This window comes from Micromonospora sp. B11E3, assembly GCF_039871625.1.
Taxonomy (GTDB): Bacteria; Actinomycetota; Actinomycetes; order Mycobacteriales; family Micromonosporaceae; genus Micromonospora.
Map to the genome: position 1 here is coordinate 1 of NZ_JBDPMC010000111.1, position 17,517 is coordinate 17,517.

At 67.4% G+C, this 17,517-nt stretch carries 15 protein-coding genes and 1 pseudogene; 11 read left to right on the forward strand and 5 right to left on the reverse strand.

Features of this window, described 5'->3' with window-relative positions; all coding sequences use genetic code 11:
* The first annotated feature begins 161 nt into the window (after positions 1-161).
* The gene (locus tag ABGB16_RS30945; RefSeq protein WP_347671616.1) at positions 162-302 is read left to right on the forward strand and encodes a hypothetical protein; all 141 of its coding nucleotides are present in this window, start codon (positions 162-164) and stop codon (positions 300-302) included.
* Here ABGB16_RS30945 and ABGB16_RS30950 read toward each other — a convergent pair.
* Positions 289-1,725 (reverse strand): PLP-dependent aminotransferase family protein, encoded by a 1,437-nt coding sequence (locus ABGB16_RS30950; protein WP_347671617.1) that lies wholly within the window; start codon positions 1,723-1,725, stop codon positions 289-291. The genes ABGB16_RS30945 and ABGB16_RS30950 overlap by 14 nt on opposite strands.
* Before the next feature lie 58 nt (positions 1,726-1,783).
* On the opposite strand from ABGB16_RS30950, the gene ABGB16_RS30955 reads away from it, so the two are divergent.
* Both ABGB16_RS30955 and ABGB16_RS30960 read left to right on the forward strand, forming a co-directional pair.
* Positions 1,784-2,626, forward strand: coding sequence for a DMT family transporter (locus tag ABGB16_RS30955; RefSeq protein ID WP_347671618.1), 843 nt, complete (start codon positions 1,784-1,786; stop codon positions 2,624-2,626).
* The gene (locus tag ABGB16_RS30960; protein ID WP_347671619.1) at positions 2,623-3,003 is read left to right on the forward strand and encodes a transposase; all 381 of its coding nucleotides are present in this window, start codon (positions 2,623-2,625) and stop codon (positions 3,001-3,003) included. The genes ABGB16_RS30955 and ABGB16_RS30960 overlap by 4 nt, the downstream gene beginning before the upstream one ends.
* Before the next feature lie 58 nt (positions 3,004-3,061).
* Here ABGB16_RS30960 and ABGB16_RS30965 read toward each other — a convergent pair.
* A pseudogene (locus ABGB16_RS30965) lies at positions 3,062-3,592 on the reverse strand (IS6 family transposase); the annotation flags it as partial.
* Positions 3,593-3,691: 99 nt separating this feature from the next.
* Between ABGB16_RS30965 and ABGB16_RS30970 the strand changes: the two are divergent.
* Both ABGB16_RS30970 and ABGB16_RS30975 read left to right on the forward strand, forming a co-directional pair.
* Entirely contained in the window at positions 3,692-4,333 is a 642-nt protein-coding gene (locus ABGB16_RS30970) for a helix-turn-helix domain-containing protein (RefSeq protein ID WP_347671630.1), read from the forward strand.
* A complete protein-coding gene (locus tag ABGB16_RS30975; RefSeq protein WP_347671620.1) occupies positions 4,224-4,730 on the forward strand; it encodes an integrase core domain-containing protein in 507 nt (168 codons plus the stop codon). The genes ABGB16_RS30970 and ABGB16_RS30975 overlap by 110 nt, the downstream gene beginning before the upstream one ends.
* Before the next feature lie 305 nt (positions 4,731-5,035).
* On the opposite strand, the gene ABGB16_RS30980 is transcribed toward ABGB16_RS30975, so the two are convergent.
* Genes ABGB16_RS30980 through ABGB16_RS30990 form a run of 3 tightly spaced genes read right to left on the reverse strand, consistent with a single transcriptional unit; the run spans position 5,036 to position 9,070 of the window.
* On the reverse strand, positions 5,036-6,316 hold the full coding sequence (locus ABGB16_RS30980) for a Zn-dependent hydrolase (RefSeq protein ID WP_347671621.1): 1,281 nt from the start codon (positions 6,314-6,316) through the stop codon (positions 5,036-5,038).
* 14 nt (positions 6,317-6,330) lie between these two features.
* A complete protein-coding gene (locus tag ABGB16_RS30985) occupies positions 6,331-7,455 on the reverse strand; it encodes a diaminopropionate ammonia-lyase (protein WP_347671622.1) in 1,125 nt (374 codons plus the stop codon).
* A 16-nt stretch (positions 7,456-7,471) separates the two neighbouring features.
* Positions 7,472-9,070: a D-aminoacylase gene (locus ABGB16_RS30990; protein ID WP_347671623.1), complete on the reverse strand. Its 1,599-nt coding sequence runs from the start codon at positions 9,068-9,070 to the stop codon at positions 7,472-7,474.
* A gap of 568 nt (positions 9,071-9,638) precedes the next feature.
* Here ABGB16_RS30990 and ABGB16_RS30995 point away from each other — a divergent pair.
* The 6 genes from ABGB16_RS30995 (at position 9,639) to ABGB16_RS31020 (ending at position 17,406) form a co-directional block, all read left to right on the forward strand.
* A complete protein-coding gene (locus ABGB16_RS30995) occupies positions 9,639-10,346 on the forward strand; it encodes a GntR family transcriptional regulator (protein WP_347671624.1) in 708 nt (235 codons plus the stop codon).
* Between the two features lie 552 nt (positions 10,347-10,898).
* On the forward strand, positions 10,899-12,323 hold the full coding sequence (locus ABGB16_RS31000) for a hypothetical protein (protein ID WP_347671625.1): 1,425 nt from the start codon (positions 10,899-10,901) through the stop codon (positions 12,321-12,323).
* A 128-nt stretch (positions 12,324-12,451) separates the two neighbouring features.
* A complete protein-coding gene (locus tag ABGB16_RS31005) occupies positions 12,452-13,633 on the forward strand; it encodes a YgeY family selenium metabolism-linked hydrolase (protein ID WP_347671626.1) in 1,182 nt (393 codons plus the stop codon).
* Positions 13,634-13,732: 99 nt separating this feature from the next.
* Positions 13,733-15,292, forward strand: coding sequence for an NCS1 family nucleobase:cation symporter-1 (locus ABGB16_RS31010; RefSeq protein WP_347671627.1), 1,560 nt, complete (start codon positions 13,733-13,735; stop codon positions 15,290-15,292).
* Between the two features lie 9 nt (positions 15,293-15,301).
* On the forward strand, positions 15,302-16,708 hold the full coding sequence (gene hydA, locus ABGB16_RS31015) for a dihydropyrimidinase (protein ID WP_347671628.1): 1,407 nt from the start codon (positions 15,302-15,304) through the stop codon (positions 16,706-16,708).
* Positions 16,699-17,406, forward strand: coding sequence for an aspartate/glutamate racemase family protein (locus ABGB16_RS31020; protein ID WP_347671629.1), 708 nt, complete (start codon positions 16,699-16,701; stop codon positions 17,404-17,406). Before hydA ends, ABGB16_RS31020 begins: the two co-directional genes overlap by 10 nt.
* Positions 17,407-17,517: the final 111 nt, after the last annotated feature.

The window sequence follows — 17,517 nt, forward strand, 5'->3', positions numbered from 1 at the left end:
AAGCAGTTCCGGGCGGTCGCGACCAGGTACGACAAGCGCGACTACATGTACCAGGCCACCGTCGACATCGCCACGATGAAGATCTGGCTACGCGACCTCACCCAAGATCGACGAGACACGGCCTAGGGCTGGACCGTCCGCTGGTCTACGCCCGGGTCGACGTGATCCGCAGCGCCGACGGCGCGCCGATCGTGTTGGAGCTGGAGTTGTGCGAGCCGTCGCTAAACCTGCCGTTCACCGACCACGGCGCGACGCGTTTCGCGGAGGCTATGGCCGGACGGCTGGGGGTCAAGGCTCGATGATGAGCGGCGCGAGTCGGCGGATGGCGTCGTCGACGTCGGACGCCGACGGCGCCGCGACATAGCTGAGACGGACGTGCATGACGCTGCTATTGGTGGCGTAGTAGTTGGTGCCGGGCGTGATGGCGACACCCCTCGCGAGAGCGGCGGCCACGAGTTGATGGTCGTCGAGGTGGGCCGGAAGCGAGACCCACAGGTGGTAGCCGCCGCGCGGGCGCAGGGCGAGAGCGTGGTCGCCGAATGTCGCCGAGACGGCGTCGGCGGCCACCTCGCAGCGGTGCGCCAGTGCGATGCCGAGCGTCTTCAGGGTGCGCTTCCAGCCGGCGGCGGTCACCACCTCCAGCGCCGTGAGCTGCAGCGGAGCGGGTACGAACAGGGTATCGATGACGTGCGCCGACCGCAGTCGGGCCAGGACCGGGCCTCGGGCTGCGATCGCACCGACGCGTAGGTTCGGCGATGTCACCTTCGTCAGCGATCTGATGTGAACGACGGTGCCGTTCGGGTCGTCGGCGATCATCGGAGGCGGCGTGGGTCCGGCGTCGGCATGCGCCATGTGCCGGGCGAAGTCGTCCTCCATGACGAAGGCCGCGTGGCGGCGGGCGATGGCACGGATCTCGTCCTGCCGGGCCACCGAGAGGCTTGCCCCGGTGGGGTTCTGGAACAGCGGCTGGACGATGATGATGCGGGCCCGCGTACGAGTGAGGGCCTGGTCGAGATGATCCGGGCGCAGGCCGTTGGCGTCGAGGGGAACCGGAACGGTTCGCAGGCCCGCCGCATGGGCGGCCGCGATGGTGCCCGGGTAGGTCGGCGACTCGAGGATGACCGGATCTCCCGGTTGAGCGAGCGCGCGCAGCGCCGTGGCCAGCGCGCTCTGCCCCGCTCCGCACACGAGGATGTCGTGGCGGCCGAGACCGCCGCCGATGTCGGCAGCAAACCAGTCGCGCAGCTCGGGCACCCCACCGGCGGGCGGACGGTCCCATGCCTCCGCGCGTTTCGCCGCGCGAGACAACGCCGTGGCCAGGGTGCCCAGCGATTGCAGCCCAGGATGGAGGTAGCCGCCGTTGAGGTCGACGATGTCCGGCCCTGACGTCGACAGGGTCCCCATTAGGGCAGGCGCCTTGAAGTCGCGCAGAGTGCCGATGGACGACGGTTCCTGGCTCGCGGTGTCGAGGGCGGACTCCTGCCAGGACGTGTCCCCGGTGCGGGCCACAGGGCGCGTCGCCGTGCGGTACGTCCCAGCGCCGGGGCGGGACGCGATGAGCCCGCGCTGGGTGAGGAAGGCCAGCGCCGCAGAGACGGTGGTGCCGCTCGCGGCGAAGCGGCGCACGAGCTCCCGATGGGTTGCGATGCGCGTACCCTCGGGCAGTAGCGCTATTTCCTGCGCGAGGGCATGTGCCAGAGAGCGCCAACTGCTATCGTTGTCCATGAGTGTTGAGAATAGCGCTATCGCGTCGGTACGGATATCGCCACTGTCGAGCGGGATCGTGTTCGCCGCGCTTGGCGTGCTGAGCTTCTCGTTCAGCTTCCCGGCGACGCGCTGGACGCTCGACGGGTTCGGGCCGTGGAGTGCCACCGGGGTCCGCGGCCTCCTCGCCGCCGTTATCGCACTCGTCGCTCTCATCGCGACGCGCGCGCCGCTGCCGGCCCGCAGCGACTGGCGCGCCCTCGCCGTCGTGGCGGCCGGATGCGTGATCGGCTTCCCGCTGCTCACCACGTTCGCCCTGCAGACATCGTCCACAGCACACTCGGCCGTTGTCATCGGGGCCCTGCCGATGGCCACCGCGACGATCTCCGCTCTGCGTACGGGACGCTATCCGTCCAAAGTATTTTGGCTAGCGGCGTCCATCGGCGCGGCCGCCGTCATCGCGTTCACCATCTCGCAAAACCACGGCCGGCCGACGATCGCTGATCTCTATTTGTTCGGCGCGCTGCTGGTCTGCGCTGCGGGGTACGCCGAAGGCGGGCAGCTCTCGGCGCGCATGCCCGGCTGGCAGGTGATCGCGTGGGGCGTCGTACTCGCCGCACCCGTCAGCCTCGCCGTGTGCGCGGTCGCGCTCCCGCACGAGCCGGTGCGTTTGACGGCCGAGGCCATCACGGGTATGGCGTACATCGCGGGCATCTCGCAGTTCGGCGGGTTCGTGGTCTGGTATCGCGGCATGGGCCTCATCGGGGTGGCGCGGGCGAGCCAGCTCCAACTCGCCCAGCCCCTGCTGACGCTGGTGTGGGCAGTACTCCTGCTGGGCGAGCACCTCAGCGCCGCCGTGCCGCTGACCGCGGCCGTCGTCCTCGGCTGCATCGTCGTCACGCAACGGGCGAGGACGGCATGAAGACGTCCGAGCAGACCGGATCGGAGCTCGTCCACCATCTCGTACCGGATGAGCTGTGGGAATTGTTCCGGCAGATCGTGCCGGTCAAGAGCGTACGCCGGCCGCAGGGTGGCGGCCGGCGTCGGGCGGACGACCGGCAAGCGCTGGCGGCGATTGTGTATATCACCAGTACCGGCCGCGCTTGGCGGCAGATCCCCGAGAACTTCGGTGTGTGCTGGCCGACCGTCTATCGGCGGTTCGCCGAATGGAGTCAGGCGCATGTGTGGACCCGCCTGCTGCGGCTGATCGCGGACCGCCACGGCGAGCGCGACGACCTGAACTGGTCACGGCAGGCGATCGGGGCGGTGTGTTCACGGGCGGCAAAGGACGACCCCTGATGCGGCGCTGTTGCGTTGGCGGATCGGTGGACACGCCGAGCCGCGTCACCGGGCACTGTCAGATGGCTCGGGCCAGTTCCGTAAACGCGGCGGCCACCCGCAGACCGGGCGGGACGTCAGCGGCGAGCTCGTCGTGTCCGCGTCGGAGGTTCTGAACGAAGGCACGGCCGGCGATGATCGTTTGCGCGGCGCGGTCGGTGCGGAGTCCGCGCATCGGTCTGAGCCTGTGCTTGAGCTGGCTGTGGTCGGCCTCGATCGGATTGTTGGCGTGTCGTTCGATGTGGTGCCACGACGACGGGACCAGGTCGTCGAGCACCCTCGGATAGACCGGGTTCGCGTCGGTGACAACCTCGCCGGGCGTGACCTTCAGCGTGGTCAGCGTCCGGTGGAAGAACCGCCGGGCCGCTGCGGCGTCCCGACGGGCCGAGACGAGCACGTCGATGACCTGACCATGCTGGTCCACGGCCCGGTACACGTACCGCCACACCCCGTTGACCTTGACGTAGGTCTCGTCCACGAACCAACGGTCACCAGGTGAGTGACGAGCGAAGCGAGCGGCGTCGGCCAACAGCGGGGTGAACCGCTGCACCCTGTGCCGTGCCATAACTCGTCGCACATGCTGTGAGCCGGGAGTTCTCGGCTCGGGCCGATGATCTCTGGTATGACCGTGCGGATGCTGTACCTGGGAATGATCAGCCTGTTCAGCGGACTGGGGTTGTTGATCCGGGGCGACAGGGCGTTGCTGGTCGAGGTTCTCGCGCTGCGGCATGAGGTAGCGGTGCTCCGCCGGCAGGTTCCCGGCCGGCCGCGGCTGTCCTGGCCGGACCGGGCGATCCTGTCCGCCCTGGCCCGCCTGCTGCCGGCCCGGATACGGGAACATCGGATCGTCACCCCGGCCACGTTGCTGAACTGGCACCGCCGCCTGGTGCGACGCCACTGGACCTACCCCAACCGACCCGGCCGGCCACCAGTCAGCGACGAGATCCGGGACATGGTGCTACGGCTGGCCGAAGAGAACCCGCGATGGGGACACCGCAGAATCCAGGGCGAACTACAGCGGCTCGGCCATCGGATCGGAGCGGGCACGATCCGACGGATCCTGGCCGGCTGGCGGGTCGCCCCCGCCGCCCCGCCAGCCAGACACCAACTGGGGCACCTTCCTGCGCAACCAGGCCACTGGCCTTCTGTCCATCGACTTCTTTCACCTCGACACGATCCTGGTGCGGCGCCTGTACGCGCTGGTGGTCATGGAGGTGACCACCCGACGGGTCCACCTTCTTGGCGTCACCGCCCACCCCACCGGGCAATGGGTGACCCAGCAAGCCCGTAACCTCGCTATGGAGCTGGGCGAGCGTGCCAACCGGTTCCGGTTTCTCATCCGCGACCGCGACAGCAAGTACACCGCCGCCTTCGATCACGTCCTCGCCGCTGAAGGCATCACCGTGGTCAAGACCCCGCCCCGCACCCCGCAGGCCAACTGCTTCATCGAGCGCTGGGGCCGCAGCCTCCGCGACGAATGCACCGACCACGTGTTGATCTACAACGAGCGGCACGCGCTGGCCGTAGTCGGCGAGTACGTGGACCATTTCAACGACCACCGGCCGCATCAAGGGCGGCAGCAGCGGCCACCCAACCACGACCCGGCCGCCATCAACCCCATGGACAAGCCCGTACGACGCCGACGACGACTCAGCGGGGTGATCAACGAGTACCACCGGGCGGCCTGAAATGATCTTCAAAATGCCAGGTCAAAGCCACTGAACGAGTTTTGGCACGGTACACGCCTCCACCTGCCTTGATATGGGGTGGAGGCGACGACATCTTGCTGACCTCGCCGGTCAGATCAGAGCGGGCCTCGATGCTGTCCCGGCGGCGGATCGCAGATATCCTGCCCCCGCCACGCAAGCGATCAGCGCGGAGAACCCGCCGACGCGCGACAATCTCACCGCCCTTCACACCGGCCTCAGCCCGGCCGCCTGATGCTGATCGGCTGCCAGCGGGTGCAGCGCACCTTGACTACAGTCCGTAGCCGTTACAGGCTGTCCTTCGCGGCGAGCCGCCGTACGACGGCGGTCAGGATGTTGATGCCGTTAGCGCAGGCCTCCGGCGTGGAGTACTCACGCGGGTTGTGGCTGATCCCGTCGTACTCGCCGGGGACGAACACCATCGCGGTCGGGCAGAGCGCCGTGATCTCGCCTGCGTCGTGGCCGGCGCCGGATAGCAGCCGCATCTGGCTCAGTCCGACAGTGTCGATCTCTTCGGAGATGACGTTTTCCACGTCGTCGTGGAATTCCACCGGGGGTGTCTTCGCCGTCTGCTTCGGTGTGATCTGCACGCCGGTCTTCGCGGTGACGACCTCGAGATACCGGCGCAGCTCTTCCTCGGCCGCCTGCATGTAGGTCTCGCTGGGGTTGCGCAGGTCGACGGTGCAGACGACCCGGGCCGGCACGATGTTGATGAGGTTGGGATAGGTGTCGTTGCGTCCGACGGTGACCCGCAGATCGCCGTACTTGCCCGAGTCCACCATCTCGTGCAGCTTGAGGGTGATCATCGCCGCGGCGAGACCGGCGTCGTGGCGTAGCTCCATCGGGGTCGTTCCCGCGTGCGCGGACTTGCCGAACAGGGTCAGCTCCTGCCAGCTGATCGCCTGGACCCCGGTGACGACGCCCAACTCCCTGCCGGCCGCGCTCAGCACCGGCCCCTGCTCGATGTGGCACTCGACGTACGCGTGCGGCGCCGCGAGCCGGGCCGGCGCGGTGCCGCGGAAACCGAGCCGTTCCAGTTCTGCGCCGACCGTTATGCCGGTGACGTCGGCACGGAGAAGAGCCTCGTCCAGCGGGATTCGCCCCGCCGCGACGGCACTGCCGAGCATGTCGGTGCCGAAGCGGACGCCTTCCTCTTCAGTGAAGAAGGCAACCTCGATGGGATGGTCGGTCAGCACCTTGTGCTCGTTGAGGATGCGGGCCATCTCGATCCCGCCGAGCACACCGAGGCATCCGTCAAACGCCCCGGCCGTGGCCACGCTGTCGATGTGCGAGCCGACGAGCACCGGCGGGGCGTCGGCGAGTAGCCCCTCCCGCCGGCCGTACACGTTTCCGAACTCGTCAACGCGCACCCGCAGGCCGGCCTCGCGCATCCACCGGATGACCAGTCGGCGGCCCTCGGCCTCTGCGTCGGTCAGCGCGAGCCGGTTGACGCCGCGCAAGCCGCTGCGTCCATCAATGTAGCTGCCCACCTCGGCCAAGGCCATGAGGGATACCCACAGGCGATCCTGGTTGATCGCCAGCCGATCCTGGCTGTTGGTGCCGGACATCGCGGTCTCCTTCGTCAGATGGCTTGCGGGGCCGGGCAGGTGCCGACGATCCGCTCGTAGCCGACCGGGTCCGTCGCGCCCTCGGTGGACACCACCAGAACGTGGTCGTCGGCGGTGAGCTTCAACTCGTCGGAAAAGGCGAGCAGGCCAGCCAGCCCTGCGGCCCCGCTCTCGCCCGAGACGATGCCGTCGGAGGCGAGCAGGCGCATCGCCTCTTCGGCGTCGGCGTCCTCCACCGCGGCGAAACAGGACATCCCGGCGCTCACGTCCGGCCAGGCGACCGGCGACCCGGTCCCGCAGTTGAGTCCGGCCATGATGGAATCCTGCGGATCGGGAATGGTCACCAGCTCACCGGCCTCGGCGGCGGCGAGGACGCAGTCGGCCCGGGTGGGCTCCACGCCCACAACCCTGATGCCTTCCCTGGCGAAGGCGCGGACCATCGCGGCGGCGAAGGCGCCGACACCGATCTGGGCGGCGACGACGGACGGTGCAGGCAGATCCTGCTCGGAGATCTGCTCGATGATCTCCTGGGTCAGCGTGCCGTAGCCGTCGATCACCCAGGCCGGCACGTCCATGTAGCCCGGCCAAGAGGTGTCCGAGATGACCAGGTGGGTGTCGTCGGCCAGTGCGGCGCTGGCCGCCACCGCGTCGTCGTACCCGCCGGCCACCACAGTGACCTCCGCCCCCTCCTCGCGCAGCGTCGCGATCCGGGCGGGCACCATGTCGTGCGGCACGAGGATGTGCGCGCGCAGGCCGAGGAGCTTCGCCATCCGGGCGACGGCCCGGCCGTGGTTGCCGTCGGTGGCGGCGACCAACTGCAGCGGGTGCGAGTCCAGGCTTTCCCGCAGGTCCGCCAGGACCGGCGTGCTGCTCTCCGCCACACCCAAATGCCGGCACAGCGCTCGGTAGGTGGCCCACGACGCGCCGAGGATCTTGAACGACGGCAGCCCCAACCGGGAGGACTCGTCCTTCACCAGCACCGATGCGACGCCGAGCCGGGCGGCGGCGTGCGGTGCGGCGCGCAGCGGCGTCGGCTGGTATCCGGGCCAGGCCCGGTGGAACGCCAACGAGGCGGTGTTGACCGGCCGCACGCGCGCGAGGTCACGCAAGGGGTTGGTAATCAGACGCTTGACGCCCATCGACGGGTCGTTCCTTTCAGTATCCGGGGATGGCGGAGGAGCGGGCGGTGCGGGTGACCACGCCGGCGCGGAGCCCGGTGTGCTCACCGTCGCGTATCACGGTGCCGCCACCGACGATGACCCGCCGTACCCCGTCTGGGGTGCGGTGCGGGTCCTCGTACGTGGCGCTGTCGACGAAGGTGGCCGGGTCGAGCAGGACGAGGTCGGCCCGCTTACCCTCCGCGATGCGGCCGCGGTCGTCGAGTCCCAGCCGGTCGGCCGCCCGGGAGGTGAGGCGGGCGACCGCCTCGCGACGGGCGACGACGCCGTCGCGGACGTATCGGCCGAGGACCCGCGGCGCGGTGCCGTACAGGCGCGGGTGCGGGTGCGGGTTGAAGATCCCATCCGAGCCGACCATGCCCCGCGGGGCGGCGAACAGGGTGCGTACCGTGGTCTCGCTCGCGTAGTGGTCGATCATCCCGACCGCGAGCTGGGTGTCGCGGAGCAGGTCGAGGACGGCCACGGCGGGATCGAGGTTCTCCGCCAGCGCGATCTCGGCCAGGGTACGTCCGACGGTGTCCTGCCGCGGAGCCGCGGCGTCGGTGACGGTGATTCCCTCCGGGCCGCAGGCCCCGTACAGGTTCTCCCATCCGGTGAGCCCGTTCTCCATGTCCCGCACCATCCGCAGCCGCTCGCCCTGGTCGTGTACGCGGCGCAGGATGGCGGCCGGGCCGCCGTCGGCCGCCCAGGGCGGCAACAGAGCGGACAGCAGGGTGCTACCCGCACCGTACGGGTAGTGGTCGAAGCTGACGTCGATGCGCCTGGTCGCGTCGACCATGAGCCCGACGAGGTCCTCGAGCAGATCCGGGGAGCCGACGAGCTTCAGGTGCGAGACGTGCAGCGGGGCCCCGGTGAGTTCGGAGACCCGGATGAACTCGTTGATGGAGTCGAGAACCCCGGCCGCCTCGTTCCGCACGTGCGGCACCAGGGGGGCGCCGTACTCGGCCGCGACCTCAGCCAGGGCGATCAGTTCGGCAGTGTCCGCGTACAGGCCGGGGGCGTAGATGAGGCCGAACGACAGCGCCCGCGCCCCGGCGGCGAGGGCCGTCCTGACCTCGGCGCACATGGCGGCGATCTCGCGGGAGTCGGCCTGCCGGTTGCCGCCGCCCATCACCACGTCACGCACGGCGGAGTGGGGGACGCAGGTGACGATGTTGGTGGCCGGCCGCTGGTCGGCGACGGCGTCCAGGAAGTCGCCAAGGCTTTCCCAGTCCCAGTTGTCCGGGCCGGGGCCCTCCAGCGCGGTGAGATACCGGCGGCGGTCCGTAGCGCCGGCCGGTCGCAGCGGTGCGGGACCGAGACCGTCCGGGCAGATCAGTTCGGTGGTGAACCCCTGGGCGAGCTTGGGGTGCTGGAGCGGGTCGTGGAACACCCGCAGGGCCGAGTGGGCGTGCATGTCGATGAAGCCGGGACACAGCAGCAGTCCGCTGCCGTCGATTTCCTCGCCGCATGCGTCCACCGGCAGGGACGGCGCAACGGCCGTGATGACGCCGTCGGTGACGGCGACGTCGGCGGCGCGGGACGGCTGGTCGCCATCTTCGATATCCGCCCCGCGGATGACCAGGTCTGCCCGCATCAGTCCGCCACCGTTTCCGACCCGTACCGGTGAGCGTGATCGGTTCCTCGGTCTCGGCCGTGCCGCCCGGCGCGGCCGGCCGAGGCTGGGGGATGGCACATGGGTAACTGCCTTTCAGGTCGCCCGTAGGGCATGGTTCTCAGGCCCGCCCGGAGGTGAGTCGGGCCGAGGCGACTGCCGGCCGGCTCGCAAGGGTTCGGGTGGTCCGCCCACCTGCACCCGCGATACGGCGGTTGCCCGGACCGCTCGTCCAGTGCCCGGCCTGGCCGGGTTCCGGTCCGTGATACCGGGCGGTGGCTGAAGGTGAGCGGTATGGTGGGACGCTATCGTGATGTATGACAACTGTCAACCGACGTATTGTTGGTGGGAGATCGGGTCGACCATGGGTAGCGCGGGAGAGGATGACCACGGCTGTTAGGTTTCCCGTACCATCGATCGCCATTTCCGCCAAGGACAAAACGGGATGAAAAGTATCGACCGCCCCGGGGACGCCGCGCACCCTGTCGCCGATTCGGGTTCGCCGCAGCCGACCCGGAAGAGCCGGCGGTCGCGGCCGAGCCTGAGTAACATGGTCAAGGATTTCATCCTGAATGACCTGATCCTCAACGGCGTGATCGCCTCGGGTGAGCGTCTGCCCACCGAGGCGGAGCTCTGCGAGCGATACGACATCTCGCGCATCACGGTGCGCGCGGCCCTGCGGAGTCTTCGCGACGCCGGATACATCGACGTCCGGCAGGGACTCGGATCGACTGTTCTGCCCCGGGCCAACACCTTGGCCACCGGTCTGGACCAACTGTCGTCGCTGGAGGTACTGGCTGCGGTCGACGGCGGCCAGTTGTCCAGCGTCGACGTCGAGATCGAGGAGGTGGCCCTCACAGCCGACGAAGCCGCGAAGCTGTCGCTGACCGCGGGGGAACGCGCGCTGGTCGTGCGCCGGGTGAAGATCCTGCGCGGCGCCCGGGTGGCCTACATCGTCGACTACATCCCCGAAGGTGTGCTCGACTTCGACCAGGTCCGGAACGAATTCGCCGGCTCCGTACTCGACGTGCTGCTGGACCACACCGAACTCGAGGTCGAGTACGCCGATGCGAACCTCACCGCCATCGGCGCCGGAGAGCAGCTTGCCGGGTTGCTGCACGTACCCGCCGGAACGCCGGTGCTCGGTCTGGAGGAGGTCACCCTGACCCGGTCAGGCCGAGCGGTCAACCTCAGCAAGTGCTGGATGCTCCCGACGTTCTTCGATTTCAGGCTGCGTCGCCGCCGGGGCAACAGTTGACCGGGCGGGCTCGGCCCGTGGCGCCGCATCCGCGCCCGCGCCGCGCCCCCGGATCGCCCTTCCGCTGGTAGCACACCCCTTCCGTGCCTCCGTGTCCCCAGCCATCTCCAGGCGGTTGAGATCACGCGCCGAGCCGACCAGACGGGTGGAATCGGTACGCTGCTTGCCGCCGGCCTTGACCAGCCCTTTGCCCGCCAGGGCCGCGAGCGGCCTGGTGAACGCCCGCTCCTCGATGCCATGTTTCGACCAGCCGGGCGGAGTTTGCTCCAGACCGGCCTGGTCATCGTAGCCGCCTCGGGCCGCCTGCCCGACTCGGTCGTTCCGTCGCAGACATCTGGCAACAAATGTCGACGACCTCTTGACAGTCATATGACAACCGGCGATTCTTTGGCGCATCTCATCGAGACGTAGGGGATGCGCAGGCGGGTCCGGCCTTGTCCGGTCCGGTTGCCCGGGGCCCCTCCACGTCGCCCACTCTCTAGGAGCGGCCATGCCCGATCACGCCCTCCCACCGTCGCCCGGCGCGGCAACTGCGTCGCCGAGGAGGCGGCCGTGAGTCCTGTCGCGATCATCCTGGTTATCTACCTCGCCGCCATGATCGGTATCGGTGTCTACTCGAAGCGGCGAGTCTCCAGCACGGAGGACTACCACCTGGCGGGGCGCCGGCTCGGGCCGATCATGATCGCTGGCACGCTCGCCGCCACCGAGATCGGCGGCGGCAGTTCGGTTGGCGTGGCGGCGAAGGCACACGGCGACTGGGGGCTCAGCGCTGGCTGGTACGTTGTATCAGCCGGTATCGGCATCCTGCTGGTGACCCTCGTCGCCCCGGCGCTGCGCCGGTCCATGGCCACGACGGTTCCCGAGATCCTCGCCCGCCGCTACGGCAAGGGTTCGCAGACGGTCACCAGCGTCGTTTCCGTGGTCTCTCTGACGGCCCTGACTGCGGTCCAGATCACCGCTACCGCGACCATCGCCAGCGTCCTGGGCGGCGTCGAGATGCGTACCGCCATCGTGATCACCGGCATCGGCACCATCATCTACACCTGGCTCGGCGGGATGTGGAGCGTCACCCTCACCGACTTCGTGCAGTTCTTCCTGATCGTCTTCGGCTTCGCCATCGCCGTGCCGTTCGCGCTCAACGCGGCCGGCGGGTGGGCCAGCGTCGCTGAGCGCCTGCCGGAAGGACAGCTGGGCTTCACGAAGATCGGCTGGCCGACCATCGTCGGTCTGATCGTCCTGTACTTCATGACGTTCTCGACCGGCCAGGAGGCCGTCCAGCGGTACTTCTCGGCGAAATCCGTCAAGGCGGCCGTGCTGGGCTCCCTGCTGTGCGGCGTGTTCATGTCCGTGTACGCCTTCATCCCCGCGATCATCGGCCTGATCGCCAAGGCGGAGTACCCGGACATCGTCAGCAACAACGCTCTGGTCCAGGTGTCCGTCGGTCTTCTGCCGCCGCTCCTCGCCGGTCTGCTGCTCAGCGCGGTGATCTCGGCGACGCTGTCCAGCGCCAGCGGCGACATGCTCGGGGCCGCGACCGTCTACGTCAAGGACATCCACGGCACTTTCATTGGCAAGCCCGACGACAAGCGGGAACTGCAGCTGAGCCGGCTGGTCATCATCGTGGTCGGCGTCATCGCGACGACGATCGCCCTGCTGAGTCAGGCCATCATCCCGCTGCTGGTTTTCGCGTTCACGATCCGGTCGACCGGTCCGTTCGCGGCCTTCATCTTCGCCCTGGTCTGGCGCAAGACCAGCCGCTTGGCGGGTCTCCTGTCGGTCATCGTCGGCACGGTCGTGGGCTTCGTCTGGGAGTTCACGGGCCAGCCGTTCGGGGTCATGTCCGTGATCGCCGGCTCCGTCGCGGGTGTCGTGGTGTTCCTGGTCGTCCACCTCATCGACAAGCAGCGTGGCCGACTGGTCGGCGACGCCGAACCCCCCACCGAGGCACCGCAACCCGAGCCCGCACTGCAGTACTGACCCGGCTGCGGCGCCGGCCAACCGCCTGACCCGGCGTAGGCGCCGAGCTGATCGAACCGTGCTGGTGGGCAGCCAGGGACGGCGGTGCTTCTGACTACCCATGGCACTGCAAGTTGATGGAGAAGCGCATGTCCGAGTACTTCCAGATCGACAACCAGGCCATCACCGACTTCTTGCTACGTCTGCTCGCCACCCGCAGCTACTCAACCGAGGAGTCAGCCGCCGCGCAGGTGTTGGCCGAGGAGTTGGCTGGGTTCGGGTTTGAGGTTGAGGTTGACGATGTCGGGAGTGTTGTCGGCGCCCTCGTTCTCGGAGATGGCCCGACCGTACTTCTGGATTCCCACCTCGACACGGTTGTGGTCGTCGACCCCACCGAGTGGACCAGGAATCCCGAAGGAGAGATCGCTGACGGCCGCGCTTACGGACGTGGTGCGGTCGACATGAAGGGTCCGCTGGCAGCCTGCGTCCACGGTGTCGCCGCGTTGCGAGGACTCGGGGTCGGCAAGATCGTGATCTCCGGAACTGTCGCTGAGGAGCTCGTCGAGGGGCCGGCGTTGGTTCGGGTAGCCGAACGGGTCCAACCCGACTTCGTCGTGATCTGCGAAGCCTCGGCTGGACGAATTGCGGCCGGGCAGCGTGGCCGCGCCGAGCTGCGCATCGAGGTGGAGGGTCGGTCCTCTCACTCCGCCTTCCCGCAGGTCGGCCTGAACGCGGCCGAGGTCATGGCCGATGTCATCGCGGCGCTCCGTTCGGTTGAGGGACCGACGCATCCGACATTGGGAGAAGGCATCCTCGTTCTGACCGACGTGATGTCACAACCCTACCCAGGTCTTTCCGTTGTGCCCGAACGTTGCGTCGCAACCTACGACCGCCGGACGCTGGTCGGCGAGACCGAGGAGGACGTTCTCCGGCCTGTGCGTACGGTGGTCGAGGCGGTGACCGCCCGGTGGGGAACCCACGGCACCGTCAGTATCGCCACCGACGAATACACCGCCTATACCGGGACTCAGATCCAGGCGCCTAACTTCGCCCCGGCGTGGCTCACCGCACAGGATTCGGTGATCGTGACCGCGGCCATGGAAGGGCTCCGTTCCGCCGGCCTAGATGCTGTGGTTAGCCATTACAGGTTCTGTACTAATGGCTCAGGCACTGCTGGCCACCTCGGGATTCCGACTATCGGATACGGGCCCGGGGAGGAAGATCAGCCGCATACGGTTGACGAATCAATTGCCTTGGCGGACCTGCATGCCGGCGCGCGTGGCTACGCCGCCATCGTCTCCGCGCTGCTCCGGCACGGCTCTACCCCCTGATCACGACCCGGGAAGTTTCTACCCGGCACTAACCGCGCCGGGCATGGTTCCGTCTGTTCCCGCTCGCCTGGTCGCCACACACCGAGTAGAGGAGTCAACGTGGTGAACACCAAGAATGCCGACAAAGTGATTGGCTTACCCGAGGAGATCTCGGGAGCCGACCCCCGACTGGCCAACCCCGACCTCTTACCCACCTCGGTAGCGGCCCGCCGTTGGGGCGCATGGAACTTCGCCGCACTATGGATGGGCATGATCCACAGCGCCTTCGGGTTTGCTGTCATTGGCGGAATGATCGCCACCGGCATGTCCGCCTGGCAGGCGCTCGCCGTCGTCTTCGTCGCCAACATGATCCAGATGGGCCTGATGGCGCTCACCGGGCGAGTCGGCTCCCGCCATGGCATTCCGTTCGCTGTCTGGGCCAGGTCCGCGTTCGGGTCCTTCGGCGCGAACGTGCCCGCCTTCCTGCGTGGCGTCGTCGCCGTGGGCTGGTTCGGTGTGCAGTCTTACCTCGGTGCCACGGCAATTAACGTGCTGCTCGGCACCAGCTTTTCGGCCTGGCGGTCCTGGGACACCGTTTACGGTGGAATTCCGATCAACCTGTGGATATCGATGATTATCTACTGGGCCATCAACTTCGTGCTGATTCGTCACGGCATGGAGACGATCCGGCGGTTCGAGAGTTGGGCGGGGCCGCTGATCTTCGTGGTGATGGTTCCCCTGGTGATCTGGGCATTCGGCAGGATGGACGGGCTGGGGCCGGTCTTTGATCACGCCAGCAGCTACTCCTCGACGACAGAATTCCTCCTCAAGGGATTCCTGCCCGGCGTTGCGCTGTTCATCTCCGCCAGTTGGGCGACGATGGTGCTCAACCTGCCTGATCTGACCCGCTTCGCTCGTTCCAACAAGGCGCAGGTCACCGGTCTCTTCTACGGTCTTCCGCTCGCCACGCTGGTGTTCTACGGCATGGCAGCCATCATCGTCTCCGGATCACAGGCCGCCACCGGAAAGGTGTTGTGGAACCCGGCAGACGTGCTGGTCGCCATCGGTAATCCTGTGATTTCGATCGTGGGCGCCATTTCGATTGCCGTCGCCACCATGTCGGTCAACCTGGCTGCCAATATCGTCTCGCCGGCCTATGATTTCACCAACCTCTTCCCCAGGTGGCTCACCTTCCGCAAGGCGGCTTCGGCAAGCATTCTGCTCGGGTTTCTTTACATGCCCTGGAAACTGATGCAGGACCCCGACACGCTCTTTCTGGTGCTCAACAATGTGGGAGCGGTCATTGGTCCAGCGACCGGAATCCTGATCGCGGACTACTACCTCGTGCGTCGTGGCCGGCTTGCGGTGCCCGACCTGTACCGGACCCACACCGTTTACTGGGCCCACCGTGGCTACAACTACTGGAGCCTTGGGGTGCTTGTCGCGAGCACGGGGCTCTGTGTGGCCGGGCAGTTTGTCGACGCGATCAGCTGGACCTACGACTATGCCTCGGTCTTCGGCATTGCCGTCGGTTTCGCGCTGTACCTGCTCATGCTGCCGCTGGCCCGCCGCAGCTCCATCGCCGAGGCATTCCGCCCGATCGGCGACACCGGCGAGGAGAATGCCAACCTGGATCAGGTCACCGAACGGCCGGCAGCGCCCAGCGTGTGCCACGAGTAGGGAACAGTTATGCGTACTCTTCTGCGCGGCGGCACCGTAGTCTCAGCCGCCGACCAGTTCCGTGCCGATGTCCTCATCGAAGGCAGCCGCATCACCCAGCTAGGGGAGTCCCTGGCTGTGACGGCAGATCAGGTCCTGGACGTGGCCGGCTGCCTGCTTCTTCCCGGCCTGGTGGACAGTCACACCCACCTAGCCATGCCCACGATGGGCACGGTCACGGCTGACGATTTCAACACCGGCACAGCCGCGGCGGCCGCCGGCGGCACCACGACCGTTGTCGACTTTGCCCTCCAGACCGAAGGCTCCCTGCTAGCCGGGCTTGAGGCATGGCGGGAACGAGCGGCCGGACAGTCGCACATCGACTACGGGTTTCATCTGGCGGTGACCGAGGCGAGCCCCGAGGCGATCTCGGAGATGCAGGCAGTGGTCGATCAAGGGGTCACCTCGTTCAAGGTATTCATGGCATTCAAAGGCTCCTTCATGGCCGACGATGAACAGTTGTTGAGGGTGCTCCGTCGGACCCGGGAGACGGGTGGCCTGGTGCAGGTCCACGCCGAGAACGGCGACGCCATCGAGGTGAACATCGCCGAAGCCCTCGGAAGGGGCGAGATCGCCCCGCAATTTCATGCCAAGACGCGTCCTGACAGTACGGAACAGGAGGCGACCGCCCGCGCGATCCACCTCGCCCGGTGGGCCAAGCGCCCGGTCTTCTTGGTGCATGTGTCAAGCGCGGCCGCAGTCAGTGAAATCCAGACGGCCAGGGCGGCAGGAAGCCCGGTGTACGGCGAGACGTGTGTGCACTACCTCACGCTCACTGAGGACGAGCTCGCTCGCCCTGGCTTTGACGGGGCGAAGTACGTGTGCTCGCCGCCACTGCGAACACTCTCCGACCAGGCGGTGCTCTGGTCGGCCCTACGTCAGCAGTCCTTGCAGATTTGTACGACGGACCACTGCCCGTTCAACTTCTGTGGACAAAAGGAGTTGGGCAAGGACGACTTTTCCAAGATTCCCAATGGTCTACCGGGCATTGAGCACCGACTCACCCTTCTCCATGAGTACGGCGTGCGTGCCGGACGACTGACGATGCCTGAACTCGTGAGGATCACGTCGACCGCGCCGGCGCGTATGTTCGGGCTCGACCGTAAGGGAAGGCTCGCCCCGGGCTATGACGCGGACATCGTCGTGTTCGACCCAGAGTCCCACATGACGATCACTGCGCGCGGGCATCACATGGCGGTCGACTACACACCGTACGAAGGATGGGAGTGCCGCGGAGCGCCGGTCACCGTGTTCAGCCGGGGCGAGGTGGTGTTCCGTGACGGGGAGTTGGTCAGTACGCCTGGGCGTGGGCAGTACATCCGGCGGACACCGGGTCCGTTTGGGCCAGGAGAGGTTGACTCACTCCGATGGGTATGAGACTGCTCTTCATCAATCCGAACACGACCGCCTCGATGACGGAGACGATCGAGGCACAGGCCCGGTCGGTCGCGGCGCCCGGCACCGAAATTGTCGCCGTGAACCCCTCTCGCGGTCCTGCAGCCCTCGAGACCCGGCGGGACGAAGAGGTGGCGATCGAGGAGATGCTGAGTTCACTGTCGACGTGGCGCCCAGACTGCTACGACGGAGTGGCGATCGCCTGTTTCGGGGACCCGGGACTTGACAGGATCCGCGCGCTGGTGCGGGCGCCGGTGGTCGGCATCGCACAGGCCGCAATGCTGTCCGGCTGCGCGCTGGGAATGAAGTTTGGCGTGGTGGCGGCGCTTGACTCAGCGATACCTATAATGAGTGGTTTAGCCACCGACTATGGGTTCGGTGAACGCCTTACCGGGGTGCGGCCGGTGGGCATCAGCGTTATGGAGATGGCGAGGGATATCGACCGTAGTCGTGAAGCGATCGAGCTCGCCGTACGCCGTAGCTTTGCGGATGGCGCGGAGAGTGTTTGCCTGGGATGCGCCGCGATGGGACAGCTGGCGCCAGTGCTCACCGCCGAACTGGATCGTCCGGTGATTGACGGGGTCCAGAGCGCGACAAAGTTGCTCGAGAAGATTGTTGCTGGAGAGCACGGAACGATTCCCGCCACCATCGACGGTGCTATGTCGGCTCTTCGAACTTGAGCGGGGTTTGTGGCTGAGCCGACCCGAGAGTGAAGGGCTCGCAGCCCGTCAGTGATCATCTGAGTGTCTAGTTCGGATGGTCACAAGTGAAGAGCTGCGAGCATGATCAAC

Bases quoted from the DNA above. Each gene is read 5' to 3' on its own strand.
- ABGB16_RS31020 (WP_347671629.1), top strand. From the start codon at position 16,699: ATGGGTATGAGACTGCTCTTCATCAATCCGAACACGACCGCCTCGATG.
- ABGB16_RS30995 (WP_347671624.1), top strand. From the start codon at position 9,639: ATGGTCAAGGATTTCATCCTGAATGACCTGATCCTCAACGGCGTGATC.
- ABGB16_RS30985 (WP_347671622.1), bottom strand. From the start codon at position 7,455: ATGGGCGTCAAGCGTCTGATTACCAACCCCTTGCGTGACCTCGCGCGC.
- ABGB16_RS30980 (WP_347671621.1), bottom strand. From the start codon at position 6,316: ATGTCCGGCACCAACAGCCAGGATCGGCTGGCGATCAACCAGGATCGC.
- hydA (WP_347671628.1), top strand. From the start codon at position 15,302: ATGCGTACTCTTCTGCGCGGCGGCACCGTAGTCTCAGCCGCCGACCAG.
- ABGB16_RS30970 (WP_347671630.1), top strand. From the start codon at position 3,692: ATGATCAGCCTGTTCAGCGGACTGGGGTTGTTGATCCGGGGCGACAGG.
- ABGB16_RS30960 (WP_347671619.1), top strand. From the start codon at position 2,623: ATGAAGACGTCCGAGCAGACCGGATCGGAGCTCGTCCACCATCTCGTA.
- ABGB16_RS31005 (WP_347671626.1), top strand. From the start codon at position 12,452: ATGTCCGAGTACTTCCAGATCGACAACCAGGCCATCACCGACTTCTTG.
- ABGB16_RS30990 (WP_347671623.1), bottom strand. From the start codon at position 9,070: ATGCGGGCAGACCTGGTCATCCGCGGGGCGGATATCGAAGATGGCGAC.
- ABGB16_RS30950 (WP_347671617.1), bottom strand. From the start codon at position 1,725: ATGGACAACGATAGCAGTTGGCGCTCTCTGGCACATGCCCTCGCGCAG.